Below are 20,236 nucleotides of genomic sequence, written 5' to 3'. Positions count from 1 at the left end.
TGTCCGGGCTCCTCGCCGTTTCGGGGGGTGTCCGCGGGACGCTCAGCCGCAGAGGGCCAGCCGGTGGCAGACGTACGCCAGCGTGCCCAGCAGCAGACGCGCCTCGGGGGGTGCCGCCGCGGTGTCCAGCGCCGGCGGCAGCAGCCAGCGGACCGGGCCGAGACCGCCCTGGTCCGAGGGCGGTGCGGTGATGTGGCAGCCGGCGCCGAAGGCCCGCAGGTCCAGGTCCGCGTCGTCCCAGCCCATCCGGTAGAGCAGCCGGGGGAGTTCGGCGGCCGCGCCCGGCGCGACGAAGAACTGCGCCCGGCCGGCCGGGGTCACCGCCACCGGGCCCAGCGGCAGCCCCATCCGTTCCATCCGCACCAGCGCCCGGCGTCCGGCCGGCTCGGCGACGTCGAGCACGTCGAAGCTGCGGCCCACCGGCAGCAGCATCGAGGCGCCCGGCACCTCGGACCACGCGCGCGCCGCCGTGTCGAGCGTCGCCCCGGCGGGCACCTCCCGCGCGAAATCCAGCGGATGAGCCCCGGGGGAGGGGCAGCGGGTGTCCCCGCACGAGCAGCGGCCGTCCGCGGCGCGCGCTCCCGGCGCCACCGCCCAGCCCCACAGTCCCGTGTACTCGGCCACCGCGGTGCCCTCGGCCGCACGGCCGCGGCGCCGTGAGCCGGATCGCATCTCACGGATGCCGCCGATCGTGAAGCCCATGCCCCCTCCAACGGGTCCAACTCGCCGGTGGTTACGAAACGGAGCGCTCCCGTGACGCTCCGTCGTTCCTTGCGGTCGGGGCGGGTGCGGGCGTGCCCCGGGGTGTGCGCGCTCCTCCGCGCGCCCCTGAATGCATCCCTGCGCCTACCGCTGATCGCTGTCTGTCAAGTGAATCGCGCCCGGCCGTGGTGGCGTTCATTCGAAGGGGTGGCGAATGGTGGCGTTTCCGCAATCGCCCTCGCCGGACGGGTGATCGTAGGATTACCGTCGGTACACGAACCATGGGAGTATGTGCGCTCGTGGGTATGCCGGAGGCAACCCGATTTTCTGTTCGATGGTGCGCAACGTGCATACGGACGGGGTCGGTTCACGGCATTCTTGTGGTTCGCGCGACGGTATTCGGCGGGATGGGGGCGTTCCAGTGAGTGGCAGCGGCGCAGGCGATACGCATGCCGGTAAGCGCCCCAACGGGCAATTGGGATCCTGGTTCGTGCGCAGCGGCTGGTCGAAGGGCGAGCTGGCCCGCCAGGTGAACCGCAGAGCGCGCCAGATGGGTGCCCACCACATCAGCACCGACACCTCCCGGGTGCGGCGCTGGCTGGACGGCGAGCAGCCGCGCGAACCGATTCCGCGCATCCTGTCCGAGCTGTTCTCGGAGCGCTTCGGCTCCGTCGTCGCCGTCGAGGACCTGGGGCTGCGCGCCGCCCACCAGGCGCCCTCCGTGGCCGGCGTCGACCTGCCCTGGGCCGGACCGCAGACGGTCGCCCTGCTCAGCGAGTTCTCCCGCAGCGACCTGATGCTCGCCCGCCGCGGATTCCTCGGCAGCTCGCTCGCCCTCGCCGCCGGACCCGCCCTCATCGAACCCATGCAGCGCTGGCTGGTGCCCGTCGCCTCCGCCGGGCCGGTGGAGCCGGAGTCGGACGCCGCCGCCCGCCGCCCCTCCCGGCTCTCCGGCCCCGAGCTCGACCTGCTGGAGTCCACCACCGCGATGTTCCGCCAGTGGGACGCCCAGTGCGGCGGCGGACTGCGCCGCAAGGCCGTCGTCGGCCAGCTCCACGAGGTCACCGACCTGCTCCAGGAGCCGCAGCCGGCCGCCACCGCCAAGCGGCTGTTCCGCTGCGCGGCCGAACTGGCCGAGCTGGCGGGCTGGATGAGTTACGACGTAGGCCTCCAGCCCACCGCCCAGAAGTACTTCGTCCTCGCCCTGCACGCCTCCAAGGAGGCCGGTGACAAACCGCTCGGCTCGTACGTGCTGTCCAGCATGAGCCGGCAGATGATCCACCTCGGCCGCCCCGACGACGCACTCGAACTGATCCACCTCGCGCAGTACGGCAGCCGCGACTGCGCCACCCCGCGCACCCAGGCCATGCTGTATGCGATGGAGGCCCGCGCCTACGCCAACATGGGCCAGCCCAGCAAGTGCAAGCGGGCGGTCCGGATGGCCGAGGACACCTTCCTCGACGCGGGTCTCGACGGCGAGCCCGAGCCCGACTGGATCCGCTTCTTCTCCGAGGCCGAGCTCAACGGCGAGAACTCCCACTCCTACCGCGACCTGGCCTACGTGGCCGGCCGCAGCCCCACCTACGCCTCCCTCGCCGAACCCGTCATGCAGAAGGCGGTCGAGCTCTTCGGCGACGACGACGAGCACCAGCGCTCGTACGCGCTCAACCTCATCGGCCTCGCCACCGTGCACCTCCTCAAGCGCGAGCCCGAGCAGTCCACCGTGCTGGCCGAGAAGGCCCTGCGCGTCGCCAAGAAGGTCCGCTCCGAGCGCGTCAACACCCGGCTCCGCAAGACCGTCGACACCGCGGCCAGGGACTTCGGGGACATCCCCGAGGTGGCCCGGCTCACCGATCTCCTCACCGAGCAGCTGCCCGAGACCGCCGAAGCGGTCTAGAGCCCCGTCCGGCGGAAATCCGCCGGTCAGGGCGCTTGACGGCACCCTCTGCCCCGGCCACGACGGCCACCCCGCACGGACCGACTTCGGCTCCCCCGATTGCCAGGTCAGCGGGTGGTCGCCGTGGCCGGTTCGTGTGGTCGTTCCCCTGCCCGTGCGTCGCAACCGCACCGTATGCGGCTCCGGCCGCAGAGTAGGCCCGAGCGCGGGTACGGCACGGGCGGTTCATGGGGACGTAACACGGCAGTCCTCTTAGTCACTGTGGCGAAACATCGTGTGGCATCGGCGGAAACGGCGCTGGGCGAATCTCATGGCGCATAACGGCCCGCACCTTTTCCCCAGTGGTCCCGCACGTGGTTGTACCCCCACTCGCCCGCACGCGGCCGCACCGACGACGAGGAGACGCCGATGCCCCCAGGCATCACGACGCTTGCAGCAGACGCCCCGACGCTGTCTGCCGCCAACACCGGGTTCATGCTCATCTGCTCGGCCCTGGTGATGCTCATGACCCCGGCCCTGGCCTTCTTCTACGGAGGCATGGTCCGCGTCAAGAGCACCCTCAACATGCTGATGATGAGCTTCATCAGCCTCGGGATCGTCACGATCCTGTGGGTGCTCTACGGATTCAGCCTCGCCTTCGGCACCGACGCCGGCTCGATCATCGGATGGAGCCAGGACTTCGTCGGCCTCAGCGGGATCGGCGTCACCGAACTCTGGGACGGCTACACCATCCCGGTGTACGTCTTCGCCGTGTTCCAGCTGATGTTCGCCGTGCTCACCCCGGCCCTGATAAGCGGTGCGCTCGCCGACCGGGTCAAGTTCACCTCGTGGGCGCTCTTCATCACCCTCTGGGTCACCGTCGTCTACTTCCCGGTCGCGCACTGGGTCTGGGGCGCCGGCGGCTGGCTCTTCGAGCTGGGCGTCATCGACTTCGCCGGCGGTACGGCCGTCCACATCAACGCGGGTGCCGCGGCCCTCGGCGTGATCCTCGTCATCGGCAAGCGCGTCGGCTTCAAGAAGGACCCGATGCGGCCGCACAGCCTGCCGCTCGTCATGCTCGGCGCCGGTCTCCTCTGGTTCGGCTGGTTCGGCTTCAACGCCGGCTCGTGGCTCGGCAACGACGACGGCGTCGGCGCGGTCATGTTCGTCAACACGCAGGTCGCCACCGCCGCCGCGATGCTCGCCTGGCTCGGCTACGAGAAGCTCCGCCACGGCTCCTTCACCACCCTCGGTGCCGCCTCCGGCGCCGTCGCAGGACTCGTCGCCATCACCCCGGCCGGCGGTGCGGTCAGCCCGCTCGGAGCCATCGCCGTCGGTGCCATCGCCGGTGTGCTGTGCGCCATGGCCGTCGGCCTCAAGTACAAGTTCGGCTACGACGACTCCCTGGACGTCGTCGGCGTCCACCTCGTCGGCGGTGTCGTCGGATCCCTCCTCATCGGCTTCTTCGCCACCGGCGGTGTCCAGTCCGACGCCAAGGGCCTCTTCTACGGCGGCGGACTCGACCAGCTCGGCAAGCAGGCCGTCGGTGTCTTCGCCGTCCTCGCGTACTCTCTGGTCGTCTCCGCGATCCTCGCCTTCCTGGTCGACAGGACGATCGGGATGCGGGTCGAGGAGGACGACGAGGTCTCCGGTATCGACCAGGTCGAGCACGCCGAGACGGCGTACGACTTCAGCGGCGCCGGCGGCGGTTCGACCGCCCGCTCCACGGCCCCCGGGCCCGGCACCACGGCAGCCCCGACGAACAAGAAGGTGGACGCATGAAGCTCATCACCGCAGTCGTGAAGCCCCACCGGCTTGACGAGATCAAGGAGGCCCTCCAGGCCTTCGGCGTCCAGGGCCTCACGGTCACGGAAGCCAGCGGCTACGGGCGTCAGCGCGGCCACACCGAGGTCTACCGGGGCGCCGAGTACACCGTCGACCTCGTCCCGAAGATCCGCATCGAGGTACTCGTCGAGGACGAGGACTCCGAACAGCTCATCGATGTCGTGGTCAAGGCCGCCCGGACCGGCAAGATCGGTGACGGCAAGGTCTGGAGCGTCCCGGTCGAGACCGCGATCCGGGTACGCACCGGGGAACGCGGCCCCGACGCACTCTGACCGACTGTTCCGCACACGGAAAGGCAGCTGGGTGACGAGCACCGAAGTGACCACCGAATCCGAGGAATCGGGACCCAGCGGCTACGCGGCGGCCCGGCTGCGCCTTCTCCAGGAGAAGGCGCAGTCCGGGCCGCCGCGCCGTGCGGCCCTCGCCGCCCTCACCGACGAGTGGCTGACCGCCCTCTTCGCCGCGGCGGCCGAACACGCGGGGGTCCGCGGCGCCGCACTCGTCGCCGTCGGCGGCTACGGCCGCGGCGAACTCTCCCCGCGCAGCGACCTCGACCTCCTGCTCCTGCACGACGGCAGCGCCGACGCCGGAGCGGTGGCCGCACTCGCCGACCGCATCTGGTACCCCGTCTGGGACCTGGGCCTGGCCCTGGACCACTCCGTACGCACCCCGGCCGAAGCCCGCAAGACGGCCGGCGAGGACCTCAAGGTCCAGCTCGGCCTGCTCGACGCCCGGCCCGTCGCCGGGGACCTCGGCCTCGTCGCCTCGCTGCGCACCGCGATCCTCGCCGACTGGCGCAACCAGGCCCCCAAGCGGCTGCCCGCACTCGACGAGCTCTGCCGCGAACGGGCCGAGCGCCAGGGCGAGCTCCAGTTCCTCCTGGAACCCGACCTCAAGGAGGCCCGCGGCGGACTGCGCGACGCCACCGCGCTGCGGGCCGTCGCCGCCTCCTGGGTCGCCGACGCCCCCCGCGAGGGACTCGCCGAGGCCCGCCGCGTCCTCCTCGACGCCCGCGACGCCCTGCACCTCACCACCGGCCGCGCCACCGACCGCCTCGCCCTCCAGGAACAGGACCAGGTCGCCACCGCCCTCGGCCTGCTGGACGCCGACGCGCTGCTGCGCCAGGTCTACGAGGCCGCCCGCACCGTCTCGTACGCCACCGACGTCACCTGGCGCGAGGTCAACCGGGTGCTGCGGGCCCGCTCGGTCCGCCCCCGGCTGCGCGCCATGCTGGGCGGCGGCAGGCCCCCCGCCACCGACCGGACCCCACTCGCCGACGGCGTCGTCGAGGCCGACGGCGAGGTCGTGCTCGCCCGCACCGCCCGCCCGGAACGCGACCCGGTCCTCGTCCTGCGCGCCGCCGCGGCGGCCGCCCAGTCCGAACTCCCGCTCTCCCGGCACGTCGTACGCCACCTCGCGACCTCCGCCAAACCGCTGCCGGTGCCCTGGCCGTCCGAGGCCCGGGAGGAACTCGTCACCCTCCTCGGCGCGGGCGAGGCCACCGTCCCCGTCTGGGAGGCACTGGAGGCCGAAGGGCTGATCACCCGGCTGCTGCCCGACTGGGAACGCGTCCACTGCCGGCCCCAGCGCAACCCCGTCCACACCTGGACCGTCGACCGGCACCTCGTCGAGGCGGCCGTCCGCGCCTCCACCCTCACCCGCCGCGTCGGCCGCCCCGACCTCCTGCTCGTCGCCGCGCTGCTGCACGACATCGGCAAGGGCTGGCCCGGCGACCACTCCGTCGCCGGTGAGGTCATCGCCCGCGACATGGCCGCCCGGATCGGCTTCGACCAGCACGACGTGGGCGTCATCGCCACCCTCGTACGCCACCACCTGCTGCTCATCGAGACCGCCACCCGCCGCGACCTCGACGACCCGGCGACCGTCCGCTCCGTCGCCACCTCGGTCGGCACCGCCTCCACGCTGGAGCTCCTGCACGCCCTCACCGAGGCCGACGCCCTCGCCACCGGGCCCGCCGCCTGGTCCACCTGGCGCGCCTCCCTCGTCACCGACCTGGTCAAGCGGGTCGCGGCGCTCCTGGCCGGCGAGGCACCCGAGGAGCCCGAGGAGGCGGCGCCCAGCGCCGAGCAGGAACGCCTGGCCGTCGAGGCCCTGCGCACCGGCGAACCGGTCCTCGCCCTGCACCCCCAGACGGAGACCCCGGTCGAGGAGGGCGCCACCGAGCCCGTCGGCGTCGAACTCCTCATCGCCCTCCCCGACCGGCCCGGGGTGCTCCCGGCCGCCGCCGGGGTGCTGGCCCTGCACCGGCTCACCGTCCGCGCCGCCGACCTGCGGGCCGTGGAGCTCCCCACCGAGCTGGGCGAGCGGGCCGACCTGCTGCTGCTCAGCTGGCGGGTCGCCGCGGAGTACGGCTCCCTGCCCCAGGCCGCCCGGCTGCGCGCCGACCTCGTCCGGGCGCTCGACGGATCCCTGGACATCCGGGCCCGTCTCGCCGAGCGCGAGGCCGCCTATCCGCGCCGCCGCGGGGTGAAGGCCCCGCCGCCGAGGGTGACGGTCGCCGCGGCCGGCTCCCAGCTGGCCACGGTGATCGAGGTACGCGCCCAGGACGCCCCGGGGCTGCTGCACCGGATCGGCCGGGCGCTGGAACAGAGCGCGGTACGGGTCCGCAGCGCGCATGTGTCGACGCTGGGGGCGAACGCGGTGGACGCCTTCTACGTCACCGACGCGGACGGCGAGCCACTGCCCGCCGAGCGGGCGGCCGAGCTGGCCCGGGAGGTCGAGAAGGCGCTCGGCTGAGCCGTGCGGCCACGCGAAAAGGCCCTCGTCCGTCACGTATACCGGGCGAGGGCTTTGCGTTCCCCGGCGTCCGGATACCCTGGGGGACGACTACCCGACCCCGCCCCCGACCCTGAGGACCGACGAGCGCCGTGTTCGATACTCTCTCCGACCGCCTTGCCGCGACTTTCAAGAACCTCAGGGGCAAGGGCCGCTTGTCCGAGGCGGACATCGACGCCACGGCTCGCGAGATCCGTATCGCCCTGCTGGAAGCCGATGTCGCGCTCCCCGTCGTCCGGTCCTTCATCGCCAACGTCAAGGAGCGGGCGCGCGGCGTCGAGGTCTCCCAGGCGCTGAACCCCGCACAGCAGATGATCAAGATCGTCAACGAGGAGCTCGTCTCCATCCTCGGTGGCGAGACCCGGCGGCTGCGGTTCGCGAAGACCGCGCCCACCGTGATCATGCTCGCCGGCCTCCAGGGTGCAGGCAAGACGACCCTCGCCGGAAAGCTCGGCGTCTGGCTCAAGGGCCAGGGCCACTCCCCGCTGCTCGTCGCCTGTGACCTCCAGCGCCCCAACGCCGTGAACCAGCTGAGCGTCGTCGCCGAGCGCGCGGGCGTCGCCGTGTACGCGCCGGAGCCCGGCAACGGCGTCGGCGACCCGGTCAAGGTCGCCAAGGACTCGATCGAGTTCGCCCGGTCCAAGCAGTTCGACATCGTCGTCGTCGACACCGCCGGCCGCCTCGGCATCGACCAGGAGCTGATGCGGCAGGCCGCGGACATCCGCGACGCCGTCAGCCCCGACGAGATCCTCTTCGTCGTCGACGCGATGATCGGCCAGGACGCGGTCAACACCGCGGAGGCCTTCCGCGACGGCGTCGGCTTCGACGGCGTGGTGCTCTCCAAGCTCGACGGCGACGCCCGTGGTGGTGCTGCCCTGTCGATCGCCCACGTCACGGGCAAGCAGATCATGTTCGCGTCGAACGGTGAGAAGCTCGAGGACTTCGACGCCTTCCACCCCGACCGCATGGCGTCCCGCATCCTCGACATGGGTGACCTGCTCACCCTGATCGAGCAGGCGGAGAAGACCTTCAGCCAGGAAGAGGCCGCTCAAATGGCCTCCAAGCTGGCGTCCAGCAAGGGCGGGAAGGACTTCACGCTCGACGACTTCCTGGCCCAGATGGAGCAGGTCCGGAAGATGGGCTCCATCTCCAAGCTGCTCGGGATGCTGCCCGGCATGGGGCAGATCAAGGACCAGATCAACAACATCGACGAGCGTGACGTCGACCGCACCGCCGCGATCATCAAGTCGATGACCCCGAAGGAGCGCGCCGAGCCGACGATCATCAACGGCTCGCGCCGGGCCCGTATCGCCAAGGGTTCCGGTGTCGACGTCAGCGCCGTGAAGAACCTGGTCGAGCGGTTCTTCGACGCCCGCAAGATGATGTCGAAGATGGCGCAGGGCGGCGGCATGCCGGGGATGCCCGGGATGCCGGGCATGGGCGGCGGCCCCGGCCGGCAGAAGAAGCAGGTCAAGCAGGCCAAGGGCAAGCGCAAGAGCGGTAACCCGATGAAGCGCAAGGCCGACGAGCAGGCCGCGGCGGCCCGCCGCGAGCAGGCGGCCCAGGGCGGCGCACTCGGACTGCCGGCCGGCCAGGAGGACAAGAACTTCGAGCTGCCGGACGAGTTCAAGAAGTTCATGGGCTGACCGACGGTCTTCGGCCGTACGTCCCGGAGGGGGCGCCCGCTTCACGGCGGGCGCCCCCTCCGGCGTGCGGGGCGGCGGGTCCCTCCATGGGCCCAGCAGGCCGCTCCTCCGAGGGCTTCGCCCGCCTTTCTCCCTTAATGTCGGCTCAACGGCAGTCGGCAGAGGAGAGCGTGTGACCAGTCCCGTACCTCCCCGCGACCGCACCGACCAGCCCTGGCGGTCCGAAGGCGCACCGCCGCCCCCGCCGCCGGGCCGGAAGATGCCGGGAGGCTGGGGCGGACTCCTGCTGACCGCCCTGGCGGTCTATCTGATCGCCAACCTGGTGCTCTCCTTCTTCAACGGGGACGAAGAGCCGACGATCGCGTACACGGAGTTCAGCAAGCAGGTCACCTCGGGCAACGTCTCCAAGATCTACTCCAAGGGCGATGCCATCCAGGGGCAGCTGAAGAAGGAGGCGAAGGTCCCGGGCAAGGACGACAAGTACACCAAGTTCGTCACGCAGCGGCCCGCCTTCGCCGACGACAACCTCTGGGCGGAACTGGTCAAGGACGACGTCACGGTCACCGCCGAACCCGTCGTCAAGGAGCGCAGCTTCCTCGCCAACCTGCTGATCTCGCTCGCCCCGATGCTGCTGCTGGTCCTGCTCTGGGTGTTCATCGCCCGCCGGATGTCCCGCGGGGGCATGGGCGGCGGCATGGGCGGCTTCGGCCGCAAGGCGCCGCCCAAGCCGGTCGAGCTGGAGGGGAGCCGGCGCACGACCTTCAAGGACGTGGCCGGCATCGACGAGGTCGAGGGCGAGCTCAACGACGTCGTCGACTTCCTGAAGAACCCGGACGCCTACCGGAGGATGGGTGCCCGGATGCCCGGGGGAGTGCTCCTCGCGGGCCCTCCCGGCACCGGCAAGACGCTGCTGGCGCGGGCGGTCGCGGGAGAGGCGGGGGTGCCGTTCTTCTCCGCCTCGGCCTCCGAGTTCATCGAGATGATCGTCGGGGTCGGCGCCGGCCGGGTCCGCGAACTCTTCGCCGAGGCGCGCAAGGTCGCCCCCGCCATCGTGTTCATCGACGAGATCGACACCATCGGGCGGGCCCGCGGCGGCGGCTCCGGCATGGGCGGCCACGACGAGCGCGAACAGACGCTCAACCAGATCCTCACCGAGATGGACGGCTTCTCCGGTTCGGAGGGCGTGATCGTCCTCGCCGCCACCAACCGCGCCGACGTCCTCGACCCGGCGCTCACCCGGCCCGGCCGCTTCGACCGGATCGTCCAGGTCAGCCCGCCGGACAAGAACGGCCGGGAGGCCATCCTGGAGATCCACACCCGGCAGATCCCGATGGCCGGTGACGTGGACCTGGCCCAGGTGGCCCGCACGACTCCCGGGATGACCGGCGCCGATCTCGCCAACCTCGCCAACGAGGCCGCGCTGCTCGCCGTGAAGCGGGGGCAGCCGGAGGTCGACGGGGCCGACTTCTCGGACGCCCTGGAGAAGGTCCAGCTCGGCGCGGAGCGCTCGCTCGTGATGTCGGACGAGGAGCGCCGCAGGACCGCGTTCCACGAGAGCGGGCACGCGCTGCTGGGGATGCTCCAGCCGGGCGCCGACCCGGTCCGCAAGGTCACCATCGTGCCGCGGGGCCGGGCGCTGGGCGTCACGCTCTCGACGCCGGACGCGGACAAGTACGCGTACACCGAGGAGTACCTGCGCGGCCGGATCACCGGAGCGCTCGGCGGCATGGCCGCCGAGCAGGTGGTGTTCGGCGTCATCACGACCGGCGCGGAGAGCGACCTGGAGCAGGTCACGAGTCTGGCCCGGGGGATGGTGGGCCGCTGGGGCATGAGCCACCGGGTGGGACGCCTGACGGCGATCCCGGGCGACGCCCAGCAGGCGTACGGTCTGTCGGCCGCGCCCGCGACGCTGGACGCGGTGGACGACGAGATGCGCCGGATCGTCGACGAGTGCTACGAGGAGGCGTGCCGGCTGCTGCGCGAGAACCGGGACCGGCTGGACTCGCTGGCCACGGCGCTGCTGGCGAACGAGACGCTGGACGAGGCGGACGCCTACCGGGCGGCGGGCATCACCCGGCTGGCCAAGTAGCGCCCGCGGCCCGCTTCCGCCGCCCGGTACGGGGCCGGTCCCCGCCGGCCGGCCCGGCGGGGCCTACGTCGTGCAGACGAGATAGCGGAACACGTTGGGCATCCAGACCGTGCCGTCCCGGCGCAGATGCGGATGCAGGGCCTCCGCGACCTCCTTCTCCACCTGGGAGCGGTCGGTCGCCCGTACCGCCGCGTCGAAGAGCCGGGTCGACAGCAGACCGCGTACCGCGCTGTCCAGGTCCGCGTAGCCGAACGGGCAGGCCACCCGTCCCGAGCCGTCCGGATTCAGCCCGGACCGGAACGCCACGTTCTCCAGATCGTCCCGCCGGGCTCCCCTGGGTACGTCAGGTCCCTCCGCGAGCCGGGTCGCCACCTGGAGCACCGCGTCGGTGGCACACCGCTCGGGCGGTCCCCAGCCGGTCAGGACGACGGTGCTGCCCCGGCCCGCCATGGGCACCGCGGCACCGAGCGCCCGCACCAGTTCGTCCCCGTCGCCGGCCGAGCAGCCGATCGGGGTGAACGCGGTGATCAGGTTGCAGGAGCTTCCGGCGGCCGCGGTCGCCGGCAGGGACTCCAGGAGCTGCGGCTCGGCGGCGGCAGGCCCGCCCTCGCCCTCCGGGCCGGGCAGCAGCCGGACCCGCGCGAGCGCGAGACGCTCCGGGTCGGCGTCGACTCCGGTGACGCGCGCTCCGCGGCCTGCCGCGATCAGCAGTGCGAGCCCGGAGCCGCAGCCGAGCGAGAGCATCCGCGTGGCGGGGCCCACTTCGAGCCGCCTGTACACCGCCTCGTACAGCGGTGCGAGCATCCGCTCCTGGATCTCGGCCCAGTCACGGGCACGGGAACCGGTGTCCACGGGGGCGGAAGGCTCCGCCTGCCTGTGGTGCCGGACGAGCGTTGGTGTCATGGAATGCGCCCCAATCCGCCGAGATGCCGGTCATGCCGGTCGGTCGTGCCTGAATGGACGGTTTCCCCGTGGTCGTGCGCGCTTCCCCCGTATGCCAGAGAACTGCGCATCCGCCGCCGCGTCCAGGGGTCTACGGGCAAATGGTTGCCCGCGGTGGCGCCCGGCGATGCGCGCGGGGACCGGAACACCCGCGGAACACGGGTGCCCGGAGGTTCCGTGCCCCGCACCGGGGTCCCAGTCTCACCCGGCGGGCCGGGGCGGGCACGTCGAGCGCTCCGGCCCGGGTCGCGCGGGGTGTGCGCGGGGGTGCGGGATGCCGCCCGGTAGTGTCGGTGTCCGCGCCCCCGCCCACAGCACCTCCGGGCACCCGGGCCCGCCCGGCCGACGGGGGCGTACGGCCCGTCTACGCGCCCGGGCGTACACGGCGCTACGTACCACCTTGGTGTGAGCTGTGAGACTTCTCCGCAGATCAGCGCACCCGCCCTCGTCAGGACGCATGAACGGCAACTGACTGGTACGTGCAAAATATTTGGGATGGCCCGGAATCGGAACACCGAGGGCCCCGCGCTCGTTGGTCACGACGTGAGCACGACACCACCTGTACTTGCCGCAGAGCTGGCACAGGCGTGGGCCGACATTCAGCGGTACCACCCCGAGCTGCCCGATCTTGCCGCGCCCGAGTCCCTGATCGGAGAGTCCTCGTCCGCCTGTGGCGCCGAACTCTCCTTCGAGCGACTGCTCCACGAGGCAGTCCACGGCATCGCCGCCGCCCGAGGTGTCCGAGACACCTCGCGCGCCGGCCGCTACCACAACCGTCGATTCCTCGCGATCGCCGAGGAGCTGGGCCTCGATCACGCCGAGGAACCCCACCCCAGCAGTGGCTTCTCCCTGGTCACGCTCAACCCCGAGGCCAAACGCCGGTACCGGCCGACGATGGAACGGCTCCAGCGCGCCCTCAAGGCGCACACCGTCGCCACCGCCGCCGACACCAAGCGCTCGTTCCGCGGCCCCGCCGCCCGGCACGGCTCCTCCGGAGGGGGCGTGCGGGTCAAGGCCGTCTGTGACTGCGGTCGCAACGTCCGCGTGGTCCCCTCGGTCCTCGCACAGGCCCCGATCGTCTGCGGCGGCTGCGGAAAGCCGTTCCGGATCCCGGAGGCAGTGGTCGCGGTGGGGTGAGGCGATGTGGTGTGGCACAATGGCTAGCTGTACTCGACAGTCGCATAGGACCCCTCTCTCCTCCGGCTGACGCGTCCATCGGGCACTCCGAGTACCGCAACCCCACGTGGCATCTTGTTGTGCCCAACCACGTCATAGACCAGGAGACACCACTTCCGTGGCAGTCAAGATCAAGCTGAAGCGTCTGGGCAAGATCCGTTCGCCTCACTACCGCATCGTCGTCGCCGACTCCCGTACCCGCCGTGACGGCCGGGCCATCGAGGAGATCGGCCTGTACCACCCGGTGCAGAACCCCTCGCGCATCGAGGTCAACGCAGAGCGCGCGCAGTACTGGCTGTCCGTCGGCGCCCAGCCGACCGAGCCGGTCCTCGCGATCCTGAAGCTCACCGGTGACTGGCAGGCGCACAAGGGCCTCCCGGCCCCCGCGCCGCTGCTGCAGCCGGAGCCCAAGGCTGACAAGCGCGCCCTGTTCGAGGCCCTCACCAAGGACGCCGGCGAGGAGTCCAAGGGCGAGGCCATCACGCAGAAGGCGAAGAAGGCCGACAAGAAGGCGGACGACGCTGCTGACGCAGCTGCGCCCGCCGAGTCGACCGAGGCCTGAGCATGCTCGAGGAGGCTCTCGAGCACCTCGTGAAAGGCATCGTCGACAACCCCGACGACGTGCAGGTCGCCTCGCGCAACCTGCGTCGTGGTCGCGTGCTCGAGGTTCGGGTCCACCCCGATGACCTCGGCAAGGTGATCGGTCGCAACGGCCGCACCGCACGCGCGCTGCGCACCGTCGTGGGCGCCATCGGCGGCCGTGGTATCCGCGTCGACCTCGTCGATGTGGATCAGGTTCGCTGACAGAGTTGAACACCGGCACGGGCCGGGGAGGGCCATGCGCCCGCCCCGGCCCGTCGTCGTACGACAGGAGAGACACAAGGTGCAGTTGGTAGTCGCGCGGATCGGTCGCGCCCACGGCATCAAGGGCGAGGTCACCGTCGAGGTGCGCACGGACGAGCCGGAGCTCCGGCTCGGGCCCGGTGCCGTACTGGCCACCGAGCCGGCCTCGACCGGGCCGCTGACGATCGAGACCGGCCGGGTGCACAGCGGCAGGCTGCTGCTGCGCTTCGAGGGCGTACGCGACCGTACGGCCGCCGAGGCGCTGCGCAACACGCTGCTGATCGCCGACGTCGACCCGGCGGAGCTCCCGGAGGACCCCGAGGAGTTCTACGACCATCAGCTGATGGACCTCGACGTGGTGCTCGCCGACGGCACCGAGATCGGCCGGATCACCGAGATCACACATCTGCCGTCCCAGGACCTCTTCATCGTGGAGCGTCCCGACGGCACCGAGGTGATGATCCCGTTCGTCGAGGAGATCGTCACCGAGATCGACCTGGAGGAGCAGCGCGCGGTGATCAACCCGCCGCCGGGTCTGATCGACGAGAGCCAGGCGGTCGTGGTGTCCACGCGCGACGAGGAGGCCGCCGCCGGTTCCGCGCGGGACGGCTCCGACGAAGCCGGGAAAGACGCCTGATGCGCCTCGACGTCGTCACGATCTTCCCCGAGTACCTGGAACCGCTGAACGTCTCGCTCGTCGGCAAGGCCCGCGCCCGCGGCCGCCTCGGCGTGCATGTGCACGATCTGCGGGAGTGGACGTACGACCGCCACAACACGGTCGACGACACCCCCTACGGCGGCGGTCCCGGCATGGTCATGAAGACCGAGCCGTGGGGCGACGCGCTGGACGAGGCCCTGGCCGACGGATACGAGTCCGGGGCGCACTCCCCGGTGCTCGTGGTGCCCACGCCGAGCGGCCGGCCGTTCACCCAGGAGCTCGCCGTCGAGCTGTCCGAGCGGCCCTGGCTGATCTTCACCCCGGCCCGCTACGAGGGCATCGACCGGCGGGTGACGGAGGAGTACGCCACCCGGATGCCGGTCGTCGAGGTGTCCATCGGCGACTACGTGCTCGCCGGCGGCGAGGCCGCGGTGCTGGTGATCACGGAGGCGGTGGCACGGCTGCTGCCCGGCGTGCTCGGCAACGCCGAGTCGCACCGGGACGACTCCTTCGCCCCCGGCGCGATGGCCAACCTCCTGGAGGGCCCCGTCTACACCAAGCCGCCCGAGTGGCGCGGCCGGGGCATTCCTGACGTGCTGCTCAGCGGCCACCACGGCCGGATCGCACGCTGGCGCCGGGACGAGGCCTTCCGCCGCACCGCGCTCAACCGGCCCGATCTGATCGAGCGCTGCGAGGCGGCGGCCTTCGACAAGAAGGACCGCGAGATGCTCTCCATCCTGGGCTGGTCCCCGGAGCCCGGCGGCCGATTTTGGCGCAGGCCCCAGGCCGTGGAAGAATAGGCCGCTGCTGTACGTCCGCGTGCGCCCCTGCCACAGGGGGAACGACGCCCGTCCGACGCGATCAGCACCCCGAACTCATCACTCTCCCGTCGATGACCTGTGGCATCGGCGAAGAAAGCAGACACCATGGCTTCCCTGCTCGATGACGTCAACGCCGCATCGCTGCGTACCGACGTCCCGGCGTTCCGCCCCGGCGACACCGTCAACGTCCACGTCCGCGTGATCGAGGGCAACCGCTCCCGTATCCAGCAGTTCAAGGGCATTGTCATCCGCCGCCAGGGCGCGGGCATCAGCGAGACCTTCACGGTCCGCAAGGTCTCCTTCCAGGTCGGCGTCGAGCGCACCTTCCCGGTGCACAGCCCGATCTTCGAGAAGATCGAGGTCGTCACCCGCGGTGACGTGCGTCGCGCCAAGCTGTACTTCCTCCGTGAGCTGCGCGGCAAGGCCGCGAAGATCAAGGAGAAGCGCGACCGCTGAGCTGATTCCCTGGTCCACAGGACGGCCGGATAAGCTCTGGCCCCGATGGACACGGAACCACAGCACATGGAGCGCGACCGCTCCTCCGCACCCGCTACGGGTCCGGAGGAGGGGTCGCGCTTCTCGCGTATCCCGAGCCGGTTCGCCACCTCGATGTCATGGCGGCGCACGCTGGCGCTCGGTGCCGTCTGCGCGGCCGCCGTGCTGCTCTTCAGCAACTTCGTGGTGCAGCCCTTCCTGATCCCGAGTGGCTCGATGGAGTCCACGCTGCAGGTCGGGGACCGGGTGCTCGTCAACAAATTGGCGTACCGTTTCGGCTCCGTACCCCAGCGCGGCGACGTGGTGGTCTTCGACGGCACCGGCTCCTTCGTCCAGGAGAGCCCGCCGGAGAACCCCGTCACCGGGCTGCTGCACGGAGCGGCGGCTTCCCTGGGGCTCGCGGAGCCCGCCGAGACCGACTTCGTGAAGCGGGTGGTGGGCGTGGGGGGTGACCGGGTGGTCTGCTGCGACAAACGCGGGAGGGTCGAGGTGAACGGCCTGCCGGTGGACGAGGACTACCTGTTCGCGGGCGACGTGCCGTCCCGGGTCCCCTTCGACATCGTCGTCCCCGACGGCACGCTGTGGATGATGGGTGACCACCGCTCCAACTCCCGCGACTCCCGCGACCACCTGGGCGAACCGGGCGGCGGCATGGTGCCCGTCGACAAGGTGATCGGCCGGGCCGACTGGCTCGGCTGGCCCCTCGGCAGGCTGGGGTCGGTGCCGGGCACCGGGGCCTTCGACGGCATACCGGCGCCGGGCGCCACCCATGGGTAACCGGGGGCGCGGCCACGGCGCCGCGGATCCCGCGATTCCGCTGCCCACCGGCACCCGGCCGACGGCCGCGCGCTCGCTGCCCACCCGGGCGGAGCGGCGCAAGCTCGCGCGCAAGGTCAAGCGGCGGCGGCGCAGGTCGGCGGTGAAGGAGATCCCCGTCCTGATCACCGTGGCGCTGCTGATCGCCCTGGTCCTCAAGACCTTCCTGGTGCAGGCCTTCGTGATCCCGTCTGGGTCCATGGAACAGACCATCCGGATCGGTGACCGGGTCCTCGTGGACAAGCTGACGCCCTGGTTCGGCTCCAGGCCGCAGCGCGGCGACGTCGTCGTGTTCAAGAACCCCTCGGACTGGCCGCCGCCCAATCCGGTGGATGCCGGCGGGTCGGACTCACCGGTGGTCATCAAGCAGGTGAAGGAAGCACTGACCTTCATCGGGCTGCTGCCGTCGGACGACGAGCAGGACCTGATCAAGCGCGTGGTCGCCGTCGGCGGCGACACGGTGAAGTGCTGCGAGAAGGACGGCCGGCTCATCGTCAACGGGGTGGCCGTCGACGAGCCGTACATCTATCCCGGCGATTCGCCCTCCACGATCAAATTCGAGGTAAAGGTTCCGGCCGGGCGAATCTTCGTCATGGGGGACCATCGTTCCAATTCCGCTGATTCGCGGTTCCATCTGGACAAGACGGCCGACGGCACGGTTTCCGAAGACGCGGTAGTGGGACGGGCTGTGGTGATCGCCTGGCCCTTCGGACACTGGAGCCGGCTGGAGGAACGTTCGGCGTTCTCCTCGGTCCCGGACGCGCGCGCCGGGACGGCTGCCGCCCCCGGACCGTCGAATAGTGTGTCCCAGGATCCCAACGGAATGATCCGGCTCCCGACCCCTGCGGAACTCCCGCTCGTTATGGGAGTGGTGGGCCTGCACCGGCTAGGGCGCAGGCGGTGGCACGGAATAAGGAGTGGATGTGGGGGATTTGGCGGTCGGCGCGCGATCCGGACACGACGAACCCGAGGACCGGCCGGACACTGTGGGGAATGCCGAGCCCGCCGGCACGACGGCGGACTCGACGGAGAGTGACGGCGGCTCCCCGGGCAGTGGCAGTACGGCACAGAAGAAGCCCCGCTCCTTCTGGAAGGAACTGCCCCTGCTCATCGGCATCGCGCTCATTCTCGCGCTGCTGATCAAGACATTCCTGGTGCAGGCGTTCTCGATCCCGTCGGACTCGATGCAGAACACGCTCCAGCGGGGCGACCGGGTGCTGGTCGACAAGCTGACGCCGTGGTTCGGCTCCGAGCCCGAGCGCGGCGAAGTGGTCGTCTTCCACGACCCGGGCGGCTGGCTGGAGGACACTCAGGCACCCGACCCGAACGTGGTGCAGAAGTTCCTGAGCTTCATCGGGCTGATGCCGTCGGCCGAGGAGAAGGACCTGATCAAGCGCGTCATCGCGGTCGGCGGTGACACGGTGCAGTGCAAGAAGAACGGACCGGTCACGGTCAACGGCAAGGCGCTGGACGACAAGTCGTTCATCTTCGAGGGCAACACCGCCTGCAACGACGAGCCGTTCGGACCGATCAAGGTGCCCAAGGGCCGTATCTGGGTGATGGGCGACCACCGCCAGAACTCCCTCGACTCCCGCTACCACCAGGAGCTGCCGGGCGGCGGCACCGTCTCCAACGACGAGGTGGTCGGCCGGGCCGTGGTCATCGCGTGGCCGGTCAACCGCTGGGCGACACTGCCGGTCCCCAAGACGTTCGACCAGCCGGGGATCAACGCCGCGATGGGCCTGGCTCCGGGAGCACTCGGTGTAGCCGGAGCGCTGCCCCTCGTGTTCTGGCGCCGGCGGAGGCTGACCGGCGGGCGTACCGCCGGGTAGGGTGCCGACTCGGATCAGCGATTGTCGATCTCCGATGGGGGACGCTGCGATGAGTGGATCAGGACGTACGGGTGACGGCCACGGCCGGCTCGGCAGCAAGCTGTCGGGGCTGGCCGTGGCCGTCGGCTGTGTGCTCTTCCTCGGTGGCTTCGCCTGGGGGGCCGTGGTGTACCGGCCGTACACGGTGCCGACCGAGTCGATGACCCCGACGGTGAACGCGGGTGACCGGGTCCTCGCGCAGCGCGTGGACGGCGACGAGGTGCGCCGGGGTGACGTGGTGGTCTTCACCGATCACGCCTGGGGCGACATGCCGATGGTGAAGCGGGTCGTCGGGATCGGCGGCGACAAGATCGCCTGCTGCGACAAGGGCGGCCGGCTCAAGGTCAACGGCATACCCGTGGCGGAATCGTATCTTCAGGCGGGGGACCCCGCCTCGGCGACAAACTTCACGGCCGAGGTGCCGCAGGGCAAGCTCTTCCTCCTGGGCGACGACCGCAGGTCCTCGCTGGACTCCCGGGTCCACCTGGAGGAAGGCGGACAGGGCTCGGTGCCGCGCAGCGCCGTGCAGGCCCGCGTGGACGCCGTCGCCTGGCCGCTGGGCGGCATGATCGGACGGCCGCAGGCCTTCGCCGCACTGCCCGGCGGGGTGTCCTCCGAAGGGCCGCTGAAGCTCCAGCTCTGGGCCATGGCCGCGGGTGTGGTGCTCATTCTGGGCGGCGCCGTGTACGGGCCTCTCGCGGCCCGGTCCGGCAGGTCGAAGCGGAACAAGCAGGGGAAGGTGCCGGCCGGTGTCCGTTGAGAAGCGGAAGGTCTCCCGCCTGGTGCTCCTCGATCCGGACGACCGGATTCTGCTGATGCACGGCTTCGAACCGGAGGACCCGTCGAGCACCTGGTGGTTCACCCCGGGCGGCGGTCTGGAGGGCGACGAGACACGGGAACAGGCCGCCCTGCGCGAGCTGGCCGAGGAAACCGGGATCACGGACGTGGAACTCGGTCCCGTGCTGTGGCAGCGGATGTGCTCCTTCCCGTTCGACGGGCGGCGCTGGGAACAGGACGAGTGGTACTTCCTGGCCCGCACGACACAGACCGCGACGGACACCAGCGGTCTGACCGGACTGGAACGCCGCAGTGTCGCGGGTCTGAGGTGGTGGACCTCCGCCGAACTGTCGGCGGCGCGTGAGACGGTGTACCCGACCAGACTCGCCGGGCTGCTGCGCACGCTGCTCGACGAGGGTCCTCCGCGTACGCCGCTGGTTCTCGCCCCCGAAATCGCCTGAGCGACCGGGCCGCCGGAGCCTGGCGCACAATGGGGGAACGCACGGCTGAAGGGGAACATGCCAATGAGCGCCGAGGACCTCGAGAAGTACGAGACCGAGATGGAGCTGAAGCTCTACCGGGAGTACCGCGATGTCGTCGGTCTGTTCAAATATGTGATCGAGACCGAACGGCGCTTCTACCTCACCAACGACTACGAGATGCAGGTGCACTCGGTCCAGGGCGAGGTGTTTTTCGAGGTGTCCATGGCGGACGCCTGGGTCTGGGACATGTACCGGCCCGCACGGTTCGTCAAGCAGGTACGGGTCCTGACGTTCAAGGACGTCAACATCGAGGAACTCAACAAGAGCGATCTCGAACTTCCGGGTGGCTGAGTTCTCCACAACGGCCGAGTTGTCCACCAAGATCCACTAGGGGAGGGCGG

At 70.9% G+C, this 20,236-nt stretch carries 20 protein-coding genes; 18 read left to right on the top strand and 2 right to left on the bottom strand.

The genetic code is table 11. The annotated features are described in order from the left end of the window. Positions 1–42: 42 nt before the first annotated feature. Positions 43–702, bottom strand: a complete 660-nt coding sequence (locus OG521_10995) for a bifunctional DNA primase/polymerase (protein WUW21284.1) — start codon at positions 700–702, stop codon at positions 43–45. A gap of 421 nt (positions 703–1,123) precedes the next feature. Here OG521_10995 and OG521_10990 point away from each other — a divergent pair, with 421 nt between their 5' ends. The 6 genes from OG521_10990 to ftsH all read left to right on the top strand — a co-directional run bounded on the left by OG521_10990 (position 1,124) and on the right by ftsH (position 10,954). Further along, positions 1,124–2,599, top strand: coding sequence for a hypothetical protein (locus tag OG521_10990; protein WUW21283.1), 1,476 nt, complete (start codon positions 1,124–1,126; stop codon positions 2,597–2,599). Positions 2,600–3,007: 408 nt separating this feature from the next. Further along, positions 3,008–4,360: an ammonium transporter gene (locus tag OG521_10985; GenBank protein WUW21282.1), complete on the top strand. Its 1,353-nt coding sequence runs from the start codon at positions 3,008–3,010 to the stop codon at positions 4,358–4,360. Then, complete coding sequence (locus OG521_10980) at positions 4,357–4,695, top strand: P-II family nitrogen regulator (GenBank protein ID WUW21281.1); 339 nt, start codon at positions 4,357–4,359, stop codon at positions 4,693–4,695. The genes OG521_10985 and OG521_10980 overlap by 4 nt, the downstream gene beginning before the upstream one ends. A 31-nt stretch (positions 4,696–4,726) precedes the next feature. Continuing rightward, positions 4,727–7,180, top strand: a complete 2,454-nt coding sequence (locus OG521_10975) for a [protein-PII] uridylyltransferase (GenBank protein ID WUW21280.1) — start codon at positions 4,727–4,729, stop codon at positions 7,178–7,180. Positions 7,181–7,311: 131 nt separating this feature from the next. Then, positions 7,312–8,865, top strand: a complete 1,554-nt coding sequence (gene ffh, locus OG521_10970; protein WUW21279.1) for a signal recognition particle protein — start codon at positions 7,312–7,314, stop codon at positions 8,863–8,865. Between the two features lie 172 nt (positions 8,866–9,037). Next, positions 9,038–10,954, top strand: a complete 1,917-nt coding sequence (gene ftsH, locus OG521_10965) for an ATP-dependent zinc metalloprotease FtsH (protein ID WUW21278.1) — start codon at positions 9,038–9,040, stop codon at positions 10,952–10,954. 63 nt (positions 10,955–11,017) lie between these two features. On the opposite strand, the gene OG521_10960 is transcribed toward ftsH, so the two are convergent. Further along, positions 11,018–11,857 (bottom strand): class I SAM-dependent methyltransferase, encoded by an 840-nt coding sequence (locus OG521_10960; GenBank protein ID WUW21277.1) that lies wholly within the window; start codon positions 11,855–11,857, stop codon positions 11,018–11,020. A 582-nt stretch (positions 11,858–12,439) separates the two neighbouring features. Between OG521_10960 and OG521_10955 the strand changes: the two genes are divergently transcribed. The 12 genes from OG521_10955 to OG521_10900 all read left to right on the top strand — a co-directional run bounded on the left by OG521_10955 (position 12,440) and on the right by OG521_10900 (position 20,186). Further along, positions 12,440–13,033: a hypothetical protein gene (locus OG521_10955; GenBank protein ID WUW21276.1), complete on the top strand. Its 594-nt coding sequence runs from the start codon at positions 12,440–12,442 to the stop codon at positions 13,031–13,033. Positions 13,034–13,190: 157 nt separating this feature from the next. Continuing rightward, positions 13,191–13,634 (top strand): 30S ribosomal protein S16, encoded by a 444-nt coding sequence (gene rpsP, locus OG521_10950; GenBank protein ID WUW21275.1) that lies wholly within the window; start codon positions 13,191–13,193, stop codon positions 13,632–13,634. A gap of 2 nt (positions 13,635–13,636) precedes the next feature. After that, positions 13,637–13,876 carry an RNA-binding protein gene (locus OG521_10945; GenBank protein WUW21274.1) on the top strand — a complete coding sequence of 80 codons (240 nt, stop codon included), beginning with the start codon at positions 13,637–13,639 and terminating at the stop codon, positions 13,874–13,876. Positions 13,877–13,955: 79 nt separating this feature from the next. After that, a complete protein-coding gene (rimM, locus tag OG521_10940) occupies positions 13,956–14,552 on the top strand; it encodes a ribosome maturation factor RimM (protein WUW21273.1) in 597 nt (198 codons plus the stop codon). Then, positions 14,552–15,373: a tRNA (guanosine(37)-N1)-methyltransferase TrmD gene (gene trmD, locus OG521_10935; protein ID WUW21272.1), complete on the top strand. Its 822-nt coding sequence runs from the start codon at positions 14,552–14,554 to the stop codon at positions 15,371–15,373. The genes rimM and trmD overlap by 1 nt, the downstream gene beginning before the upstream one ends. A gap of 126 nt (positions 15,374–15,499) precedes the next feature. Beyond that, complete coding sequence (rplS, locus tag OG521_10930; GenBank protein WUW21271.1) at positions 15,500–15,850, top strand: 50S ribosomal protein L19; 351 nt, start codon at positions 15,500–15,502, stop codon at positions 15,848–15,850. Positions 15,851–15,895: 45 nt separating this feature from the next. Further along, positions 15,896–16,666 (top strand): signal peptidase I, encoded by a 771-nt coding sequence (gene lepB, locus OG521_10925; protein ID WUW21270.1) that lies wholly within the window; start codon positions 15,896–15,898, stop codon positions 16,664–16,666. Continuing rightward, positions 16,659–17,741, top strand: a complete 1,083-nt coding sequence (lepB, locus tag OG521_10920) for a signal peptidase I (protein WUW21269.1) — start codon at positions 16,659–16,661, stop codon at positions 17,739–17,741. Before lepB (OG521_10925) ends, lepB (OG521_10920) begins: the two co-directional genes overlap by 8 nt. Continuing rightward, entirely contained in the window at positions 17,638–18,537 is a 900-nt protein-coding gene (gene lepB / locus OG521_10915) for a signal peptidase I (protein ID WUW26642.1), read from the top strand. The genes lepB (OG521_10920) and lepB (OG521_10915) overlap by 104 nt, the downstream gene beginning before the upstream one ends. A gap of 49 nt (positions 18,538–18,586) precedes the next feature. Further along, positions 18,587–19,336, top strand: a complete 750-nt coding sequence (gene lepB, locus OG521_10910) for a signal peptidase I (GenBank protein ID WUW21268.1) — start codon at positions 18,587–18,589, stop codon at positions 19,334–19,336. After that, positions 19,326–19,814: an NUDIX hydrolase gene (locus OG521_10905; protein WUW21267.1), complete on the top strand. Its 489-nt coding sequence runs from the start codon at positions 19,326–19,328 to the stop codon at positions 19,812–19,814. The genes lepB (OG521_10910) and OG521_10905 overlap by 11 nt, the downstream gene beginning before the upstream one ends. A 63-nt stretch (positions 19,815–19,877) precedes the next feature. Beyond that, complete coding sequence (locus OG521_10900) at positions 19,878–20,186, top strand: DUF2469 domain-containing protein (GenBank protein ID WUW21266.1); 309 nt, start codon at positions 19,878–19,880, stop codon at positions 20,184–20,186. Positions 20,187–20,236 lie beyond the last annotated feature (50 nt).

Origin of the sequence: Streptomyces sp. NBC_01463, assembly GCA_036227345.1 — a bacterium.
Classification (GTDB): Bacteria; Actinomycetota; Actinomycetes; order Streptomycetales; family Streptomycetaceae; genus Streptomyces.
This window is presented reverse-complemented; position numbering and strand designations above follow the sequence as displayed.